An 18,215-nucleotide genomic window follows, 5' to 3' on the forward strand; every position below is an offset into this window, starting at 1 on the left:
GTTTTCAACTGGCTGTTTATAGCTCGCAATAAATGGAGGAAAGCAAGTTGAAAATTCATGTTCAAATAGCGTTCAGACAAAATTTAGCTCTATAAAGCTAACTGCCCAGTGCAAACTGTCTACCCCGAACTGCCCGCTGCCTACTGCAAACTGAAAACCGCCTACCTGCCCAGCTTCCATCTTTTCATTTGCCAGTAACCATCTTTATCTTTAATATAAAAAGCGGTATAGCCAATACCCATCATATTAAAATCAAATGAAAACTCATTTACAGCGGGATCATCGGGTAAAAAATTTGGTAGTACGCTATCAGCTACTAAGGCAATGTGTTCGCTGAGCTCATCTTTTTCTACTTTCGATACTTTAATCTCGGTGCTTTTTAAATACTCATTAAAGTTTGCAAACTTATAATGGGGTTGGGCGGGCGATTCATCCTTTAGCCTGCGGGCAGCGTTAAAGGCATCTTCCTGGCATTGCAGCTTGTAGGTTTCCATCGCGCTAAGCAGTTCGGCGGCAGATATTTCGGGCATGCCATTGGCACTGGCTGTATAAAAGCTATTTAATATTTCTTCTTTGGTTTTCATGTTCGTTATATCGCTTTCAACTAAAACAAAAGGATGACATAAACATAATGACATCCTTTTGTTTTTTTAGGCTAAATGAGAAGTTTTTTATACTTCGCCCAATGTGTTCAATACATCTATATCATCTTCTGATAATTGAATATCAATAGTTTTCATGTTTTCTTCCAGATGCCCAACGCTTGAGGTACCAGGAATCAATAAAATATTGGGCGAATGGTGCAATAACCAGCTTAATGCAACCTGGTGGATGGTAGCGTTATGCTTATTTGCCACACGTTGCAACACTTCTTCGCCTTGTACGTTACCGCCACCCAGTGGAAACCATGGAATAAAGGCGATGTTATGATCGCGGGTATATTCCAGTTCTGCCTCCCATTTACGATTATCAACGCTGTACATGTTTTGTACTGATACCACTTCGAAAAATTCCTGTGCTTTTTTTATTTCAGCAACACTCACTTCGGATAGGCCAATATGTTTGATCTTACCCTGTTGTTGTGCTTTTTGTAAAAATTCAAAGGATTTTTCGGCGGGTACTTTTGGGTCGATGCGGTGAAGTTGATAAAGATCTATCCGTTGCAATTTTAGCCGTTTCAGGCTGCCTTCTAATGCCTGCATTAAATGCTCTGGCGATGAGTCTACAGGCCATTCATTGGGACCTGTACGCAGCAGGCCTCCTTTGGTACCTATCACCAGGTCGGCAGGGTAGGGTGCAAGTGCTTCGGCAATTAACTCTTCAGATACATTGGGACCGTAGCTATCGGCTGTATCAATGRAGTTTACACCCAGTTCAACCGCACGCTTTAACACACGGATGCATTCAAATTTATCTGCCGGAGGTCCCCAGATACCTTGACCGGTAATGCGCATGGCGCCGTAGCCTAAACGGTTTATAGTGAAATCGCCGCCTAAACTAAAAGTTTTTTCAAATGAACTTGTTGTAGTAGCCATAATTTTGATTTTGTTTATTATTATTTCAACTCAAATATGGCTGCATTGTTTATGAGAAATATAACGTAAATGTCATTATAAGTAGCAAGTAATTAGTATCAAGTATCAAGATTTTGCTCCTATGCCGGCACTTGATATTAACTACTAAAAGGCTATCTTTCCATCAAAAACAAATCCAATGACTGATCAAAATTTTGTCAATCACAAGCGTAATGTAATAGGCTATCATTATGTATTAAGCTTTTTCCTTTTAGCAGGATTTGCTTTGGCTATAGTAAATGTGGTAAAGCAATGGCAAACCGAGGGACTTATGTCCTCACTGCTGATATTGCTTGTTTTTGTTTGTTTCTTTTTTATGTTCTGGTTTATGCGTGTTTTCCCGATGAAAGCACAGGATAGGGCCATACGCGCCGAAGAAGGCCTGCGATATTTTATATTAACCCGCCAGCCATTAAGCCGCCAGCTTACCATTGGGCAAATAGCAGCCCTGCGTTTTGCACCCGATGAAGAAGTAGTACAGCTTATCGAAAAAACATTAAGCGAAAACCTTAGCCCAAACGATATTAAGAAAGCTATCCAAAAGTGGAGAGGCGATTATCACAGGGTATAATGCAGTTATAAACTATAACAGTGGTGTAATTAATCTGTATTGTTAACTACACCACTGTTATATGATTAAGTGAGAATTTGGCTCCTCTATAGCCATTACCTCCAGGCTCCCAAAATAGCTCCCATCAGTGTTAACGATACCAGGCTGTAGCCACCGTTAATAAATATCAGCCTCCAGCTTTTCAGTTCAAATAAACTGTGGATAGCGATAGCACTAAATGTCCAGATACCAGCTAGGAATCCTGCCGTTGTACCCCAGGCCAGATCTGTTTTGGCATCGGCTAAGAAAGCCGCCAGGTTAGCAGCCATTATTAATGAGAATACCGCTGTCATCCCGAACGATCGTAATTTGCTGCCTGCTTTTAATTCGTCAGTAGTAAGTTTACTGTCGGTCATCCAGGCATTGGCAAACAGGGCAGGGGAATACCATATACCGCCAACTAAAAATGCAGATAAGGCCGCCACTATAACCGCCAGCCAATTAATGAGAGAAGGATTCATAATGATAAGTTTATGTGTTCAATAAAATTAAGTTTTTTTATGATAAATGACAAAGGAGTTTCGGAGGATAGACTTTCGGACAAAAGACATTCGGATATTCAGACAAAGGACTAAAAGACAAAGGACGTTCGGATATTCGGACAAAGGATTAAAAGACAAAGGACAAAGGATCTACTCCTTTGTCCTTGTTCTGAATATCCGAAAGTCTTTTGTCCGAACGTCTTTTAGTCCTTTATCTGAACGTCCGAAAACCCGAACGTCCAAAAATCTCAAAATCTTATTTCACATTAAAATGCAATACTTGCCGGCCTAAATTACCATCACCATCAATGCCTTCAATTATTGCACGGTAGGAGCCTCGCGCATCGCTGTTGAAAAAGCTAAAAGTGGCCACGCCGTTTTTATCGGTGGTGATTTTAGGGTTCCAATAAATTGTGTTACGCAGGTCGAGCCCTATTACACTGCTTTTGCCTACCTCATATTTAGGTACATAAAAGTCTTTTGCCTTGGAATATCCCTGAACAGAAAAGGTAATTACGTTTTGTTTTGGTATAAGCGCCATCAATTGCGACAGCGAAATTTTTTCTTTTTTTATCACCTTTTTGTGGATGATCATTACACCTTTTGTACCGTTTACACGATTAATGCCACTTAAGCCATCGGTAACAAATATCTCAACAGATTCAACTTCATCGCCACTCATTGATGCCAGGTTGGTAACATCAATTTGCGCACTGTTAAGGTAAATCTGTACGGGCTGCTTGTTACCCTGATTATAGCTACGGGTAACATAAAAGTTATTGTCAACATAGGTTAAACCAAGCGCCATGGTACTTAAACAATTTATTAAAATAGGGCATCCCTTAAGCTGATCGGGATTTATTTCATGATCAGCCTGTGCGCTAAGGCCAGAGAAAGTTCCGTAATCTGAGTGACTTACTTTTTTTACTATTGTTTTAGCCTTTATCACTACTTCTTTAAGCACTCTTGAGCTTTGAAATTGTTTACGGCTATTTTCCAGGTAGGGGCGTATAACACTATCAATATTTACTATCTCATCTGCTATATTGTTGTTTTTACTAATCTTCTGATAAATTTCACCATTTACATTGATCACCATGTTTCTGCTATTCACATTATTACGTGCGCTCAGGGTAATCTTAGAAGTATCTCTCACAACTACATCCGAGAATTTGAAATTCCCAGTCATATCCGTAAGTGTTTCGGCCGAGAAGTTATTATCAGGTACTATCAGCCTGATACTACCCTTGCTTACCGGTAAACCTGTATTGGTGCGTAAAATGCCCGTTACTTCAATGCTTTGTTCGGGAGCGACATAAATAGGCGGGTTTTTATCGGCCAGAATATCCTCGTAATTAAAACGGCTATAGCCCTGGGTAAGCATCAGGATATCCAGGTTATCCAGTTTTTCCTGGTCGGGTTTGTTAAAGTAGTAGTTTGGTTTTTCTATATAACCTTTCAAATCTGATGTTAGCAAAATGTTGCTTAAAATAGTTTGCTCATTATTTTCATCTGAAGGTATGGTGGCATCGTCCAAAACGGCAACTGAAAAACTGCCCACAACAGGAGCTGTTTTATTAAGCGCGGTAACCGACATTTTTACATTTTGCCTTACCGTATAAGAAGGTTTATCGGTTTTTAAATTAAGGCTTAACTGATCATTATGCTGAATAAAAACAGTACGCTCACAAAGTGCATAACCTCCGGATGAAAACAAGGTAACCTGTAAAATACCTGTAGGGAACTTGCTTTTTGGGATATTGGCAGAGTAGGTAAGATTTTCCAACACCGTTGAAGCGGCATAATAAACAACCCCGCCACTTTGCGCTACCAGGTAAAAGCTTTTGTTTTGTTTACGCTGTAAAAAAACATCGTTAGCTGATATTTTAACGGTTAAATTATCAGGCTCGTTATTGAAAACTGCAAGCCCAATACCCATGCTTTGAACCCGGGGCAGTTTATAGGTAGCAGTTGATCCGTTAGGGAAAGTAACATTTGCTGTATAGGCTCTGTCGCTTTCGGGTGTTAAGGCAAATACGCCCATACCCAAATGTGCCGATGTGAATGTTGCAACTTCAGTTCCCTTATCATCGGTAATGTTTCCTTTAATATCTGCACCCAGTCCTTTGGCATTAATAGCCTTAAATGCTATTTTGGTACGTACACCGTTGGTTAACTGCCCGCTTTCGGGAAAAAACTGTACATCAAAGTTGGTAATGGAACCATTTAAGGGGAAAGTATTGGTAACAAATTGGCGGTCACCCATATCAATAGCCGTAACCAATGATGCGGATGTAATAGTTTCCGAATTATTCTCCGGCAGTTCAACCAGCAGATTGCCATTTGCATCTGTTGTGCCGCGGCCTTTGCTTATCGGGTCGCCATTGCGCATCAATTGCCAGGTGATTTTTTTATCGGCATAGGGCACGCTCGCCGGATCTTTATAAACAATATTTGCATTAAGTTTTATAAGACCACCTCTTTTGCCAGAACTTTTATAGGATATTGAAGTGTTTACCTTGTTATCAATAGCGTTCCCCACGTTTATAGTGCGGTCATAAAAATAATCCGGATCAAAATTGCGCATCCAGTTAGTATATGATCTTATGCGATAAGCGCCTTGCTTAAATGTTGCACCATCAAGCGTTATGTTTCCGTTGGCAAAACCGTTTTTTAACTGTAGCCTGAGGCTTGTAAGTACCGAGTCCTGGCTGTTAAGCAGATCCACATACACAATGCCGCTAAGCGCCGATGGCTGATGCTTTTCAACGGTTACATAGGCCTTAAGCCAAATTGTATCGCCGGCGGCATAGTAAGGTTTATCTAAATGCAAGTAAACCTTTTCTATAGGGAACGCGGCCGAGTATTTGGCGGTTTTTTCTATAATGGTGTTAATGGGGATGCTATCCTGCTGGGCCAGTGCGGCTAAGCTAAAAGATAATAAGAGGGATACTACGAGTAAAAATTTTCTTGATATCATTAATATAATATAAAGCAGCTAACAGGGGCTAATATAAACATTTAGGGTTGTTGCATACCGGAGGCAAACAGGATTTAACATTTTTTTACAACCCGGCGGTATTTTGAACGGGTTTATAGTTTAAATTGTATGCAATGGGTACGCAAAATTTACCACCACAGACTTTGTGCTGCGAAAGGTAAGCGCAATTGTATACATGCAGTTTAAAATAACATAATTGTTACTTTTTGGCATTATAAATGAAGTTAAAATAATACGAACTATTGTTATTTAGCAGCCACGGTTTTGCCCTCTACATGCACAGATACCATACTGGAATGTACAATACCAAGGGTTGATCCTGGCTTGATGTTTAAATAAAATTTAAAATAGCTGTTCATAATGCCACTCGCAATTCGGTTGTAAGCGCGCTCAAACTCAGGGCCGCTTGAGGCAAGATCAACGAGTGCGTTGCCGTAATACATACCGCCCTTATCATCAACATACATTGTGAAGGAATAATAAAAATCCTTATATGCCTTGTTGATAACGATATCATAAGTAGGGGCAAGGTAATCATCGGATGGATCGAAGTTATTTTCGATTTCGGGTTTGGTTGTGCGGCGGGTAACTTTTATCTGTGAACTTTTGCTTATAAGTTCAACCGGTTGCCTGGCCGAAAAAGCCTTCTTGTAATCCTTGTTTGCTTTTGCAGCCAAAGATTGGATATATAAGGTATCCTTACGGCTCGGGCGCCTTAATATGGATGTATCCGTGTGCAATACGTTTTTAACATAGTTATCCGCAAAAAAACGCATGTATACTTTGGTGCCTTTAATATCCAGCGAATCTCCTTTTTGTTTGATGATCTCGAGAACAAGGCTGTCTTTACTTATTTTTTGAACCTTTAACCATGATCGTGCCGCATTAAAGATGGAATCATAACCACGGGTTAACGGGAAATTGATGAATGCTTGTTTTGTTGGGCTGTATATGCTCACCGAATCATCAGACACGAACTTCATTTTCCATTGAGGCTCCAGCTGGTAACCATATTCGTTAAAAGAAAGTCCGTTTTTTTGCCGGCGGGATACTTCTGAATAATTGATGCCATTATAGGGCTTAAAATCAATTAGTTGTTTTTTACCACTGTTTGCTCCTCCGTTGCAACCGGTTTGTATAATTGAAATTGTAATAAACAGTATTAAATACGCCTGTTTTGTTGTTTTAAAATTCATTGGTAGCATAGCGGCTTAAAGATATATATAATTCAATAAACCGGTAAAAGGACATCATATTTTTGAACATAGGACCTTAGAGCAAGCGATTTTAGAATGAACAGCAAATAAAAAACACTTGAAATTAAAAATTCAATGTTTAAAATTATTTGCCGGTACAAAAATCAGAGTAAGCACGCGATTAAGTCCTGCCTGATTAATTATAGCTAAAGCTTTATCTTAAATTCATCAGCATCCTTTAAAAAAGGCAGGGCGCGGCGAGCTTTCTTCACTTCGTCAGCAATAATAGAGAAGGTGTATACATCATCTTCGTCGCGTTTGTAATAAACTACATTACCGTTAGGGTCAATACAGGTAGAATCGCCGGAGTGATAAACTTCATTACCATCATGACCAACCCGGTTTACACCGATAACGTAAGTCTGGTTCTCAACAGCGCGGGCCGGTAATAGGGTGCGCCAGTGCATAGCGCGGCGCTCGGGCCAGTTGGCTACTACAATGAGCAGGTCGTAAGGGTTATCGCCAACGTTGCGCAGCCATACAGGAAAACGTAAATCATAGCAAATAACTGGGCAAATTTTCCAGCCATTCAGTTCAACAAAAAGCTTTTTTGTTCCGGGAGTATAGGTGTTATGCTCTTTGCCTAAAGCAAAAAGATGGCGTTTGTCATAATAATCGTAAGTGCCATCGGGGCGCATCCAAATGAGGCGGTTGTAGTATTTATCTTTTTCTTTGATAATGATACTGCCGGTTACTGCGCAATCATATTGCTGTGCAATCTTGTGCATCCATTTTGTAGTTTTGCCATCCATGGGTTCGGCAAGTCGTTCGGCATCCATGGTAAACCCGGTGCTGAACATTTCGGGCAGGATGATAAGGTCCGTTTTTTCGCGAATACCGCCAGATAATCGCAGAGAAATATTCTGTAAATTTTTGTCTGTATTTTCCCAAAAAAGGTACCCTTGAAAAACAGTTATTTTAAGATTATCCATAAGCGTTTTTAAGTCGACAGACCATAATCAATGGTCCATGGATGTTATAAATTTGTGGACTATATAATGTCCATGATATTAAATTTGTTTAAAGTTATTAGCTGAAACAACAAACTATCGTTAAAGGTTCAACTATTCTAAAATTAAACTTTCATTAACCTATCAACGGCTTTATCCAAAGTTTCTTGCCTTTTAGCGAAACAAAACCTTAAAACATGATGGTCGATACCTTTAGTATAAAAGGCTGAAACAGGTATGGATGCAACCCCAAATTCTTTAGTTAAACGCAATACAAAATCGGCATCTTTTTCATCGGTAATGTTGCTGTAACGTACTGATTGAAAGTATGATCCGTAGCATGGTAAAAGCTCAAAACGGGTTTGTTTCAACCCATCGCGGAAATAGTCTCTTTTTTGTTGAAAAAACCCGGGCAGGCCTAAATAAGTTTCTTCATTTTTTAAATGCTCGGCAATAGCATATTGTATAGGCGTATTTACGGCAAATACCAAAAATTGGTGAATTTTTCTAAACTCCTGCATCAGGAAAGCAGGGGCCATGCAGTAGCCTACTTTCCACCCGGTAGCATGAAACGGCTTACCAAATGATGCTACTATAAAACTGCGTTGTTGCAATTCGGGATAACGCGCCATACTGTGATGAGTTTGCCCGTCATATATCAGGTGTTCGTATACCTCATCGCTTAATATTAAAATATCTTGATTTTTAACTAAAGCGCTTAGCTCATCAATGTCCTCCTTGTGTAAAATGGTTGCCGTTGGGTTTTGCGGCGAATTAAGGATGATCATTTTTGTTTTTTGGTTGATCAGCCTTTTTACCATATCCCAGGCAATGCGGTAATTGGGCGGCTCAAGCGCCAGTGATTTTACTACACCGCCCATCAGTTTAATAGCAGGGGCGTAGCAATCAAATGCGGGTTCAAATATAATAACCTCATCATTTGGATGTATTACAGCACTTATTGCTGTGAAAATAGCCTGCGTTCCGCCGGCAGTTATGGTTATCTCGGTTTCTGGGTTGTAAATAGCTCCATAAAGTTTTTCTGTTTTTTCGGCTATTTTTTCGCGCAGGCTCATTACACCGGCCATTGGAGCATACTGATTGTGGCCGTTTTTCATGGCCTGGTTAACCAGCTCAATCAGCGCAGGTGAGCAATCATAATCAGGAAATCCTTGCGACAGATTTATGGCACCAACCTCATTGGCCAGGGCAGACATAACGGTGAATATGGTTGTGCCGGTTTGCGGTAATTTTGAAACAACAGGTATCATCATTAGTTTTATGGCGTTTTAAGCCCTTTCAAGCTATAAAGGGATTTAAAAGGGATTTTTTTCATAGGATTTTGATATCTTTAAAAATTATAAAAATGAGAATGTTTGACTTCAAACCCCCGTACATCTATAAAGACAAAGTTAATAAAAAATGGTGCATCAGGTACAGTATTAAATATCCGGGTGATGATGATTTTGCGCCCTTAAAGGAATATGGGAAAGCTTACAACCTCTCCAAACCCTTAAATAAGATTGAGGATTTAAAGGAAAGGGATAAAGTTGCCCATAAGCTTTTACGCTATGTTGAAGCAGATTTAAAAGATGGAATTGATAAGAAAAGACCTGAAACTGTAAAAGCAATTATTGAAGCTGAGATTAAGGAAGCTAAAAAATATACTTATGATGAATGTGTGAATTTTTATTTCAAATTATTGGGTTATGATAATCCAAAACCAAATCAGGTTGAAACGGCAAAGGGTAGAAGTCACTTTTTCAAAAATCAGTTCAGAAAGTATGTAGTCAGTAAAGGTCTTGATAAAGACATTAGGTTAATAACAAAAATTCACCTTTTGGATTTTATGAATTTTTATTACCTCAATCCAGACCCTAAAATAAAATGGGGTAATAATACCTACAATGATAAACGTGTGCTGTTATTTGGGTTCTTCAAAATTATGGTTGAGCAGGAGCGGTTGGAGGATAACCCGGTTGCCAAAACTCAATCCAAACCGAAAGAGGCTACAGAACGGTTTTCGATTTTCACGAAAGAAGAGAGGGATATTATATTTGATTACTTTGATAAAAAGGATAAGTGTATTGCTATGATGTTGCGGATAACGTATTATGCTTACATCCGTAGTACCGAAACTTTACGGTTACAGGTTGCAGATTTCAATTTGGATACCCGGAGAATTGCAGTTCGACCTGAAAACGCCAAAGGACAAAAAGATGGCTTAATAAGATGGGTGATAATGACCCCACAGTTAAAAGAAGCTATTCAAACTTATTTAAACGCATTTCCACACCAACCAGATTTTTATGTGGTTGGCAAAAAAATGAAACCTTCAAATTTCCCTTTATTGAGCAATTGGAAACGGAAGTTTAATATTGGGTTCGATGTTTTGAAAATAAAACATCCCCATCTTTTTCAAAAAGAGGGTTTGACACCTTATAGTTTTAAACATTCCGGGGTTACAGATTTTGTTAACGCCAACTATCAAGACAAGTCTAAAACAGATGTTTTGCGATATGTACAAACCCAATGCAGACACGAAAAGTTTGCTACAACTGAAAAGTACTTAAAGCAATTAGAATTAAATATGGATGTTCAGGATTCATTTATTTTCGATTAATTTAAAGGGTCTATCCGCCCCTTATTTATTTAACCAACTTAAATGTATTTGTCTTCTTTCTTCTTGAAATTCAGCTTCTTCCTTTTCTTTTCTTTCCTTGCTGTTTAAAGTTTTCTTAGGTTTATATAGTTTGCCAGTTTGTACAGCGTGAATTTCGGTTACCTTGGTAGCCATATCGCTCTGTACATTTTTTATGTCCTGCAACGTTGATGCCATACCCGCCAAACCTTTAATCTGGTTGGTGATATCCAATTGTTCCTTGGAGACTATAACGTGAACATCCGGGTTAAACCCTTTTGTTGCATCGGCAACCCGTTGTTGTTTTACTTCGTGTTCCCGGTAATCTTGAAGAAACCTATCCCTTTCAACTTTATCGGTTAGGTTGACAGATGCAATTTCCAGAGGTTGTTTCCTCTGGAAAAGTTTTCGTATCGTATCCCGGTCACTGCTATTTATAGTTATCGGCGTTGAATCCATATTAATCATATTTTACCTATAAATATCGCTATTTTATCGAAAAAAAACAAGGATTGTCGGTTGAAAACGGATGGAAATATTTACTAAATCCCCCTTATTTAAAATGCCCTCCGGGCAATGGCTTAACCCGATTGAAAAGGTATTTACTAAGAAGATTGAAGTAAAACGTAAAACTAAATTTACTTTTAGGTTTTATAGCTTTTAAACCTCATTTAGGCTTTAATATCTCTTATGTATTCAATAATTCTAAAGTTTTTGATATGTGTATTGTTGAAAGCATTTAATGCATTAATAGGCTTTAAAATAGGTTTTAGCCTGCGTATAATAAATTATACCAGAGATTTCGCCCTTAAACCTATTGAAAATGCCGTCCCCGGCATAGGTCTGAACCCTGAAAGCCTTGTTCCAATTGAGATATAATCCTTCGGGTACAGGTAAAACAGTTAAAAGAGACTGCTTCGCAGGTTGAAAGTTATTTCATTTATCATTTTCAACTTTGAAAAATTTTCAAAACTGGCTACGCTCTTACCTAAAATGCACTTTCGTGCCTAAACCAATTGAAGGATTTCTACATAAGCAGGTTGAAGATTTGTACCTCTTTGCCCTCCGGGGGATTTCTAATCAAAAAGGATATTGCTTTGCAAGTTGAAAACTAAAACCTGAAAGGATACCTTCAACACCCCGCAGGGGTAGTCATCCTTGGGATATTGTTTGGAGAATTTTATCAAACAGTAACCTATGTGCTTTTAGATTTCAATTTTCAATTCTTTGATACTCTTTGAATTCTTTAAATCTCTTTATATTTCTATATAACTCTTTATTTCTCTTTATAACTCTATATACTCTATTGCGTACATACTGCCGTACATATCGGCGTACATATACCCGTACATATTGAAGTACATAAATTCGTACATACTGCCGTACAAATTGAAGTATATATACTCGTATATATCGGCGTACATACTGCCGGGGCTGATAGAAATCTTCAACGCCCACGGCTTTTACATACCCGGAGGTCATTCTCAAATTTAGTTGCCCCGTTCGCTTGACTTCTGCAAGTACTGCACTATATTTACTTTATTGGGAGTTGAAAGTATTTATTTTAACTTTTTGCTTTTCCATTAGACTTCTATCAAAAACTGATGTATTTATAAGAAAAAAGCAATTCATTGTTTATTGTGCAGGTGTATCTCGTACCAAACCTTGGGGTACATCTGCCTATACCGACTGGTACTCGGTATTAAAGGTTTGGAAGGTATATTAATAACACAATGCAATCAAATTTCAAAAATGACATTACACAACCTGTAATTTTCAACACCCCAAAATCATTAGACCTATCAGGATTATTCCCTGCTTACTCAGAAGATAAATTAGATAAAGTACGGTACATAATTCACCAGTGCAACTACTACAACAATAAGTCAGGTTACAATCTTGACCTTAATAATCACCGATGGTTCTTGTCGTTGACCCGTAATGACCTATCCTTCATCAAGAAAACTCTGGTTGAAGCATCCGTTATCAAACTGTCAAGTAAAAGCATCAGAGGCGCAAAGTCAGAACACTATTCAATGGTAAAACCGTTCAATTACTTGAATGAAGCTACCGTTAATAAGCACTTCTTTTATCTGAACACATCAGATTGCCCGTTGTGGGTACAGCGTTATGTTGCGGATGATTCAGCTTGCCGTAACGCCGAAACAACCGCTTGGGTTAAACGCTCAAACGACTGGCAGCCCGTAATGGTTCAACCAACAACTGAACAGAGTTTAGATGTACAGCCTGATGATAAAGATGCTTATATTAAGATATTGGAAGCAGCTTTAATAGCTAACAGCATTGCTTTGCCTGTTATGGATTCAACCCCGGAAATCCCGGAGGCTTTAAAACCAAAGCAGCCAGAAGCAGCGCAAGAACTAAGACCAGAGGCTAAACCAGTTGATAGGGCTAAACAGTTTTTAGTAGGGCTTAAAGCACAAACCGCTGCAAAGGCTGAAATTGTAAAACCTAAACCCCGAAAAGCGGGGTCGGTACTAAATACAGATGTTCAACCGATGGAAGATTTTCTGATGGTGAACAGTACCAGATATAAGAGGGCTACCCAACTTATGGGCTTTATGGAGCGATTTGCAATGGAGCGCAGGTTATCACAATTGGTTGCGGAAGGTCATCAGGGCAGCGACACCTTTACAACCGAAACGTGGATTTTAACATTTGATATTGATGCTTCAACCCATACGGTGACACTTTCAAGCGTTTTAGATGCCGAACTGGCAGCCTGAAATTCAACTTTAGATTGCTTATAAGTTAATTTTAAGGTTTTAACCTACTGAATGGACAACTAAGAAGTTCACTCTAATTTTTTAGACCGTCTGAACTTCTTACCTCCATTTAGCTATAAAAAATGTCCATTTGGGAGTAAAACTAAATTCAGATTTACTACAGTTCATTTTGCTTATTTCCAGATAGTTAAGTGTAAAAATATTTGATGTTTTGGGTTGAAAACCCGATATTTGTTTTAGAAAAAATCAGGTGCAAAACCGGAAGAAAATTGGCGATAAGTGAGGGTGATAAATAGTCAAAATCAACGCAAGGTTGATTAAAAATGCGAAGCTTAGGTTTCGCATTTCGCATTTAAAGGGGATAAGTTAAATCTAAATTTAGTTTTACTATTCGGGGCATTAAAAAAAGGAACAGTGTATTTATAATAAAGGAGGATTCAATATGAGTAAACATTCAACAGCGGTAAATGAAACGGTAAATCAGGAATTAAGCCACCTGTTAGAGGTATTCAACGAGATTGATTATATGGATGCCGTTTGGCAATGTGATTGCCATTGCGGTTTAGTAATCACGCATCAGGGAGCGCAAACAACCCTATGGTTAAAATATGATGAAGAGCATAGCTTATATAAGCTGTATTGCAGTATCCCGGAAGAAAGTTTCAGAGGTGAAGCGCACAAATTCAAGTGCTTATCAGAGGTAGCCAACTACATAAGCTTTTCAAATCAGGCTTACCCGGAATACGCCATATATCTACAGATTATGGCAGATGATATTGAAGTATAATTAACCCCTTGGTGAAACAACCGGACATAATAAGGGACAAAAAATAAAATAGAAACAATACTATGAACACACAAGTACAATTAAATGAATCTGCTTTAGAAGAAGGTACATTGACAGCGCAAGAGAAAAATAATTTAATGATGGAAGCAGAACTACAATCCTTAGCAGCGTACCTAACAACAGAGGGTTACGATGTAGATGATATGTCCTTTTTCTTACTGGTTGATGGGCAATTTAACATTCAAATAAAAAAATCATCCCGCAAACTGATTACGTTTATTTTGGAAGTTGAAACTGAACCAGTCTACTTTGAAGCAGAATCATCCAACCTGATATCATCAATTATTGATTTTTGCGGTGAGCGCAATCAGAAGGCGGATAGAAAAGCAAATTTAAACCTTACAGTAGAATACGGTATTTAATTCACCACCAACCCCCGGTGTAAAGTGCCGGGGTTTATTCAATTATAAAAAACTTGTAGGTTTCTACCTTTAGGATTTCGGCGATAGCGTATAGCATTGATACGGTAGTATTGATTTTGCCTAACTCTATCCTGTTCACTTGGGATAAGTCGGTATCAAGAAGATTGGCTAAATCTTGTTGACTTAGGTTCTGCAACTTTCGGTACTTTCTGATGTTGGTACCGACCGTTTTTATACCCTTAGTGTCACGTGGATTCGCCATTGAACAAAAGTTGATAAACTTTAAATAGGATGCCAGATAAGATTTGGTTTGATAATTGGCAGGATAGTACGGTGTTCGTCGCTCTGATAAGTGTGATGCTATACGTGCTTTACCAGTTTTATCTGATTGACAAAAGCAGGAAAAAAGAAAAAATTAAATATGAAAACTATATTAACCCTACTATTATTGTACTCGTATCAATAACAGTAAGGGCTTGTACTAAAGGAGGCGAAGTAATATTGAAGATGCCGCCTGTTAGCCCATTTTCAAAGGTGGATACTACTTATTATAACCTAATAGTCAGATAAATGTTTGAGCGGGAATTGTACTACTCACAAGCCGAAATATTGAAAAAATTTCAAATTTCGGCGAAGGACTTAAAAGTCCTTTTTCTCCTGCATTACGTACCCGTGATGAGTAATCTTATTACCTATGGAAATTATTATTCCGTCACGGCGAAGTACCGCCTAAAGACAGATATTGATGCTTTGATGGTTCAATTAAATATACCTGTTAGAACAGGACGTTCTTAATGCCCATCCGGGGTTGATAAATCTTTCAATAAATCCTTTGACCTATTTTAAAGTGTGTTTCTGATTAACTGAACGGTTTTAGATTTAGTAGGTTTCAAGAAATTTGAATTATACCAGTAGAAAACATCTAAACATCCTGTACAGATATATCTGTGATATAGCAAATAGGTATCGCTTATAGATTCATATTTAGGGATACGTACAACGTTTAGCGAATGACATTCAAAGCAAGGTATTGGCATAATTGGTTATAATTGGTAATGCAATATATCATCTGTATTTGTTATTGTTAAGTTAAAAAAATCATTGAGTATCGAAATGTAAATAAGTGAGTAATCATTTAAAACCACTATGACCTGTAGCCACCGCTATGGGATTTTTTATGTCAAAAATTTATTTTCAGAAAAATGAATAAAACGGGGCGTCTAAAATTTTACTGTAGTATTTATAATAAAGAAGCAAATATTATGAGCCTAATTGAAATCAAAAACCACCTGTTTATTCAGACCCCAACTGGGGCGTATATGGTGAATAAAAAAGAAATGACAGTACAATCCATTGAACCGGAACTGTACACCCTAATGACAGGGATTACCTTATTGAGCGAAGAAATAAAGGGGTTAGTATGATGGAATTATTAACTGATTACGACAAAACAGAATTAAGGGGTAGAGGCTATATACAACAACTTTACCCTAACCAAAATTGGGATTATTCACCCTTGGCAGAAAAAGCATCTTGGGATGTTAGCGGTGTTACGGCTTCGGGTGCATTCCTTGGAGAAATCAAAATCAGACACACCTACCACGATGCTTTTGATACCGGATTCTTAGAGGTATTGAAGTATGAAAAGCTTAAAGAGTTGTCTAAAAATAACGGCAACCTACCAATGTTTTACTTTAATGTGTATATGGACAAAACTTTGGTTTATAACCTCAGTAAGTTGCCTATAAGCAGTTACGAAATTAAAGATGTTTGGTGCAATAAGACATTTGAAGAAGATAATGGCAATATGTGGAAACCAATGATTCACCTGCCAATAACTGATGCCAGTTCTATAAAGGAGATTGGCTACCAGAGATTAAAGAAAGTGGTTTAATGATTTTGACAGCAATTTTCATAGCCTTGGCGGTAAACGGTTTGTTAATCAATCCGCCCTACCTCTGGATTTTAAACAGGCTTCGCCTGGACGCAAAACCCTTTAATTGTCCGCTCTGCCTTGGGTGGTGGCTTGGGGTAATTTATATAGTAATACAAGCCTTTTTAGGGGCTTTTACTATTCAACTGGTCGTAGTGCCATTAGCTGCATCTTTCTTAGCTGTAGCGTTTTACAGGTGGTTTGAAAGCCTGCCTGTAAGAATAAAATAACCGGGATGGATATCAAACAACAAGCAAATAAAATCATAACAGACTACTACAACACGGGAAGATTAAAAGTAAGGATAGACGGGTATTACAAAGGTAAGCTGCACATCAGCAGGTACACGAAAATAGCCGAAGAAGTAGAATTACAGGTATGGTTGGAGTTATCAAAGTATCCCCCGGAAAAATTGGTTGAACGGTTTAACCGCAATCCCAACAGCGTAGAAGCGTTAGCGGTGGTTATCGCTAAGTATCAGTTTATGCACAAGAAAAGCAACCCCAATAGTCCGAATAATTCATTTGGTACCAAACTGGTATTCGGTAGCAATTACTTTTCAGATGACTATGTAAGCCCAACCGATACTTACAACGAATCAGGCGAAAATACCGATTACCGGGGTATACCAATTTCAGACGGCGAATTTTACGGTGACCGGGACTACAGCCCCGACAGGTGGCAAGAAATACAAAAACGCTTAACCGCTGATGAAATAGAATTTGTGACCGCTCTCTGGAACGGGGAGAAATTTTACAAAAGAAAGCCCACAAACGCCTATAAGGAATACCGGGATTATATCCTCAACAAGATTAAAAATATGGATTTAAACAAAGGCTTAACCGCTCTGGAACAAATAAAGGCAAAGCTTACTATGCAGGAAAATAAACTGTTTGACGTAATGTTTGATGATGACCTGAACCGACAGGATAAGATAAAAAAGTTAAAATTCTCAGAGCAGCAGTACATAGCGCAGCGCAGAGTTTTGCTTAAAAAGATTAAAGGATTCAATCTCTGATGACTGATAAAGTTTATACCTACTTATTCAACAAAATGAATCAGGAAACGGCATTAATAATAACGAAATACGATAGTGCCGAAATCGCAATAAATAACATTTATGCAGGTTATTTGGAACAAATCGGGGAAACGGGGGATTGCAAAATCTTCATCAATTACATAACACAGTTGATAAGCTTTTTAGAGCAAAAAGAAGATTACGAAAAGTGTTTGCAACTGCTAAAACTTAAAAATAAAATAAAGGATTACGAAAATGACTAAAGCAGATATACTAACAAAAATTGAAACGGTGTTGCCGATACTTAATCAGTGGATGCAGTACAAAGAAGTTGTAGCCTCTGGTGCCGATATAGATACCATTAAAGAATTAGCCCGGATTATCACCCCGGAGCGTACTTGGTGTTGGTCTTGCCCTTGCGGGGAGTTGTTAACGATTATCTACAGTTATTACCAAAGGGAAAGCCAATAAAGCCGAATAAACGTAGTATATTTACAATTCATTCCGGGCATCTCGCCCGAATTGTGATAAGGTTTAGGTTAAGCCTCCGAGCAGCGAGTGTTAGGAGGCTTTATTATTTAATTACATTTTTTTAACTTTATATTATGGAGGAAGAAGAAAGTAAAATATTTTGGATAGCGTTTACCGCATATGCTACATTGATAGCGATTATGCTATTAATGATACTTCTTTTCCCTAATCCACACCCCGGAACATTTCCACCGGGCGGTGAACAGTTCCCAATTCCATATCATTGACTTTGAAATAGTAAACTATTAAGTTTCACACATTTT

Annotated in this window: 19 protein-coding genes; 10 read left to right on the plus strand and 9 right to left on the minus strand. The window is 38.3% G+C overall.

Annotation, left to right across the window (positions count from 1 at the left end; translation table 11 throughout):
* Positions 1–161: 161 nt before the first annotated feature.
* Complete coding sequence (locus AC1D0K_RS04630; protein ID WP_477395473.1) at positions 162–584, minus strand: hypothetical protein; 423 nt, start codon at positions 582–584, stop codon at positions 162–164.
* Between the two features lie 87 nt (positions 585–671).
* Positions 672–1,535 (minus strand): aldo/keto reductase, encoded by an 864-nt coding sequence (locus tag AC1D0K_RS04635; protein ID WP_477463005.1) that lies wholly within the window; start codon positions 1,533–1,535, stop codon positions 672–674.
* Positions 1,536–1,713: 178 nt separating this feature from the next.
* Between AC1D0K_RS04635 and AC1D0K_RS04640 the strand changes: the two genes are divergently transcribed.
* Positions 1,714–2,145, plus strand: a complete 432-nt coding sequence (locus AC1D0K_RS04640) for a DUF6526 family protein (protein WP_477395477.1) — start codon at positions 1,714–1,716, stop codon at positions 2,143–2,145.
* A 95-nt stretch (positions 2,146–2,240) separates the two neighbouring features.
* On the opposite strand, the gene AC1D0K_RS04645 is transcribed toward AC1D0K_RS04640, so the two are convergent.
* From AC1D0K_RS04645 to AC1D0K_RS04665, 5 genes are all read right to left on the minus strand, one after another.
* On the minus strand, positions 2,241–2,645 hold the full coding sequence (locus AC1D0K_RS04645; RefSeq protein ID WP_477395479.1) for a DUF1761 domain-containing protein: 405 nt from the start codon (positions 2,643–2,645) through the stop codon (positions 2,241–2,243).
* Between the two features lie 277 nt (positions 2,646–2,922).
* The gene (locus AC1D0K_RS04650) at positions 2,923–5,646 is read right to left on the minus strand and encodes a carboxypeptidase regulatory-like domain-containing protein (RefSeq protein ID WP_477395481.1); all 2,724 of its coding nucleotides are present in this window, start codon (positions 5,644–5,646) and stop codon (positions 2,923–2,925) included.
* Between the two features lie 266 nt (positions 5,647–5,912).
* Positions 5,913–6,863 (minus strand): hypothetical protein, encoded by a 951-nt coding sequence (locus tag AC1D0K_RS04655; protein ID WP_477395483.1) that lies wholly within the window; start codon positions 6,861–6,863, stop codon positions 5,913–5,915.
* Between the two features lie 206 nt (positions 6,864–7,069).
* Positions 7,070–7,855 (minus strand): amidohydrolase, encoded by a 786-nt coding sequence (locus AC1D0K_RS04660; RefSeq protein WP_477395484.1) that lies wholly within the window; start codon positions 7,853–7,855, stop codon positions 7,070–7,072.
* 143 nt (positions 7,856–7,998) lie between these two features.
* Complete coding sequence (locus AC1D0K_RS04665) at positions 7,999–9,144, minus strand: methionine aminotransferase (RefSeq protein WP_477395493.1); 1,146 nt, start codon at positions 9,142–9,144, stop codon at positions 7,999–8,001.
* On the opposite strand from AC1D0K_RS04665, the gene AC1D0K_RS04670 reads away from it, so the two are divergent.
* The gene (locus AC1D0K_RS04670; protein ID WP_477463006.1) at positions 9,126–10,496 is read left to right on the plus strand and encodes a tyrosine-type recombinase/integrase; all 1,371 of its coding nucleotides are present in this window, start codon (positions 9,126–9,128) and stop codon (positions 10,494–10,496) included. The two genes, AC1D0K_RS04665 and AC1D0K_RS04670, sit on opposite strands and share 19 nt — an antisense overlap.
* Before the next feature lie 21 nt (positions 10,497–10,517).
* Here the strand turns inward: AC1D0K_RS04670 and AC1D0K_RS04675 are convergent, their stop codons facing one another.
* Positions 10,518–10,973, minus strand: a complete 456-nt coding sequence (locus tag AC1D0K_RS04675) for a hypothetical protein (RefSeq protein WP_477395489.1) — start codon at positions 10,971–10,973, stop codon at positions 10,518–10,520.
* 1,274 nt (positions 10,974–12,247) lie between these two features.
* Here AC1D0K_RS04675 and AC1D0K_RS04680 point away from each other — a divergent pair.
* The 3 genes from AC1D0K_RS04680 to AC1D0K_RS04690 all read left to right on the plus strand — a co-directional run bounded on the left by AC1D0K_RS04680 (position 12,248) and on the right by AC1D0K_RS04690 (position 14,470).
* Positions 12,248–13,261, plus strand: a complete 1,014-nt coding sequence (locus AC1D0K_RS04680; RefSeq protein ID WP_477443136.1) for a hypothetical protein — start codon at positions 12,248–12,250, stop codon at positions 13,259–13,261.
* A 442-nt stretch (positions 13,262–13,703) separates the two neighbouring features.
* The gene (locus AC1D0K_RS04685; protein ID WP_477399505.1) at positions 13,704–14,048 is read left to right on the plus strand and encodes a hypothetical protein; all 345 of its coding nucleotides are present in this window, start codon (positions 13,704–13,706) and stop codon (positions 14,046–14,048) included.
* A gap of 62 nt (positions 14,049–14,110) precedes the next feature.
* Positions 14,111–14,470 carry a hypothetical protein gene (locus AC1D0K_RS04690; RefSeq protein WP_477399503.1) on the plus strand — a complete coding sequence of 120 codons (360 nt, stop codon included), beginning with the start codon at positions 14,111–14,113 and terminating at the stop codon, positions 14,468–14,470.
* Between the two features lie 34 nt (positions 14,471–14,504).
* Here AC1D0K_RS04690 and AC1D0K_RS04695 read toward each other — a convergent pair whose 3' ends face one another.
* Complete coding sequence (locus tag AC1D0K_RS04695; protein WP_477399501.1) at positions 14,505–14,732, minus strand: helix-turn-helix domain-containing protein; 228 nt, start codon at positions 14,730–14,732, stop codon at positions 14,505–14,507.
* A gap of 29 nt (positions 14,733–14,761) precedes the next feature.
* Here AC1D0K_RS04695 and AC1D0K_RS04700 point away from each other — a divergent pair, with 29 nt between their 5' ends.
* The 5 genes from AC1D0K_RS04700 to AC1D0K_RS04720 all read left to right on the plus strand — a co-directional run bounded on the left by AC1D0K_RS04700 (position 14,762) and on the right by AC1D0K_RS04720 (position 17,892).
* Positions 14,762–15,040 (plus strand): hypothetical protein, encoded by a 279-nt coding sequence (locus tag AC1D0K_RS04700; RefSeq protein ID WP_477399499.1) that lies wholly within the window; start codon positions 14,762–14,764, stop codon positions 15,038–15,040.
* Positions 15,041–15,890: 850 nt separating this feature from the next.
* Positions 15,891–16,364, plus strand: a complete 474-nt coding sequence (locus AC1D0K_RS04705) for a hypothetical protein (RefSeq protein ID WP_477399497.1) — start codon at positions 15,891–15,893, stop codon at positions 16,362–16,364.
* Positions 16,365–16,638: 274 nt separating this feature from the next.
* Complete coding sequence (locus AC1D0K_RS04710) at positions 16,639–17,421, plus strand: hypothetical protein (RefSeq protein ID WP_477399496.1); 783 nt, start codon at positions 16,639–16,641, stop codon at positions 17,419–17,421.
* Positions 17,421–17,684 carry a hypothetical protein gene (locus tag AC1D0K_RS04715; RefSeq protein ID WP_477399494.1) on the plus strand — a complete coding sequence of 88 codons (264 nt, stop codon included), beginning with the start codon at positions 17,421–17,423 and terminating at the stop codon, positions 17,682–17,684. Before AC1D0K_RS04710 ends, AC1D0K_RS04715 begins: the two co-directional genes overlap by 1 nt.
* Positions 17,677–17,892 (plus strand): hypothetical protein, encoded by a 216-nt coding sequence (locus tag AC1D0K_RS04720; protein ID WP_477399492.1) that lies wholly within the window; start codon positions 17,677–17,679, stop codon positions 17,890–17,892. The genes AC1D0K_RS04715 and AC1D0K_RS04720 overlap by 8 nt, the downstream gene beginning before the upstream one ends.
* Positions 17,893–18,215 lie beyond the last annotated feature (323 nt).

The organism is Mucilaginibacter sp. P1_A3 (assembly GCF_056406855.1).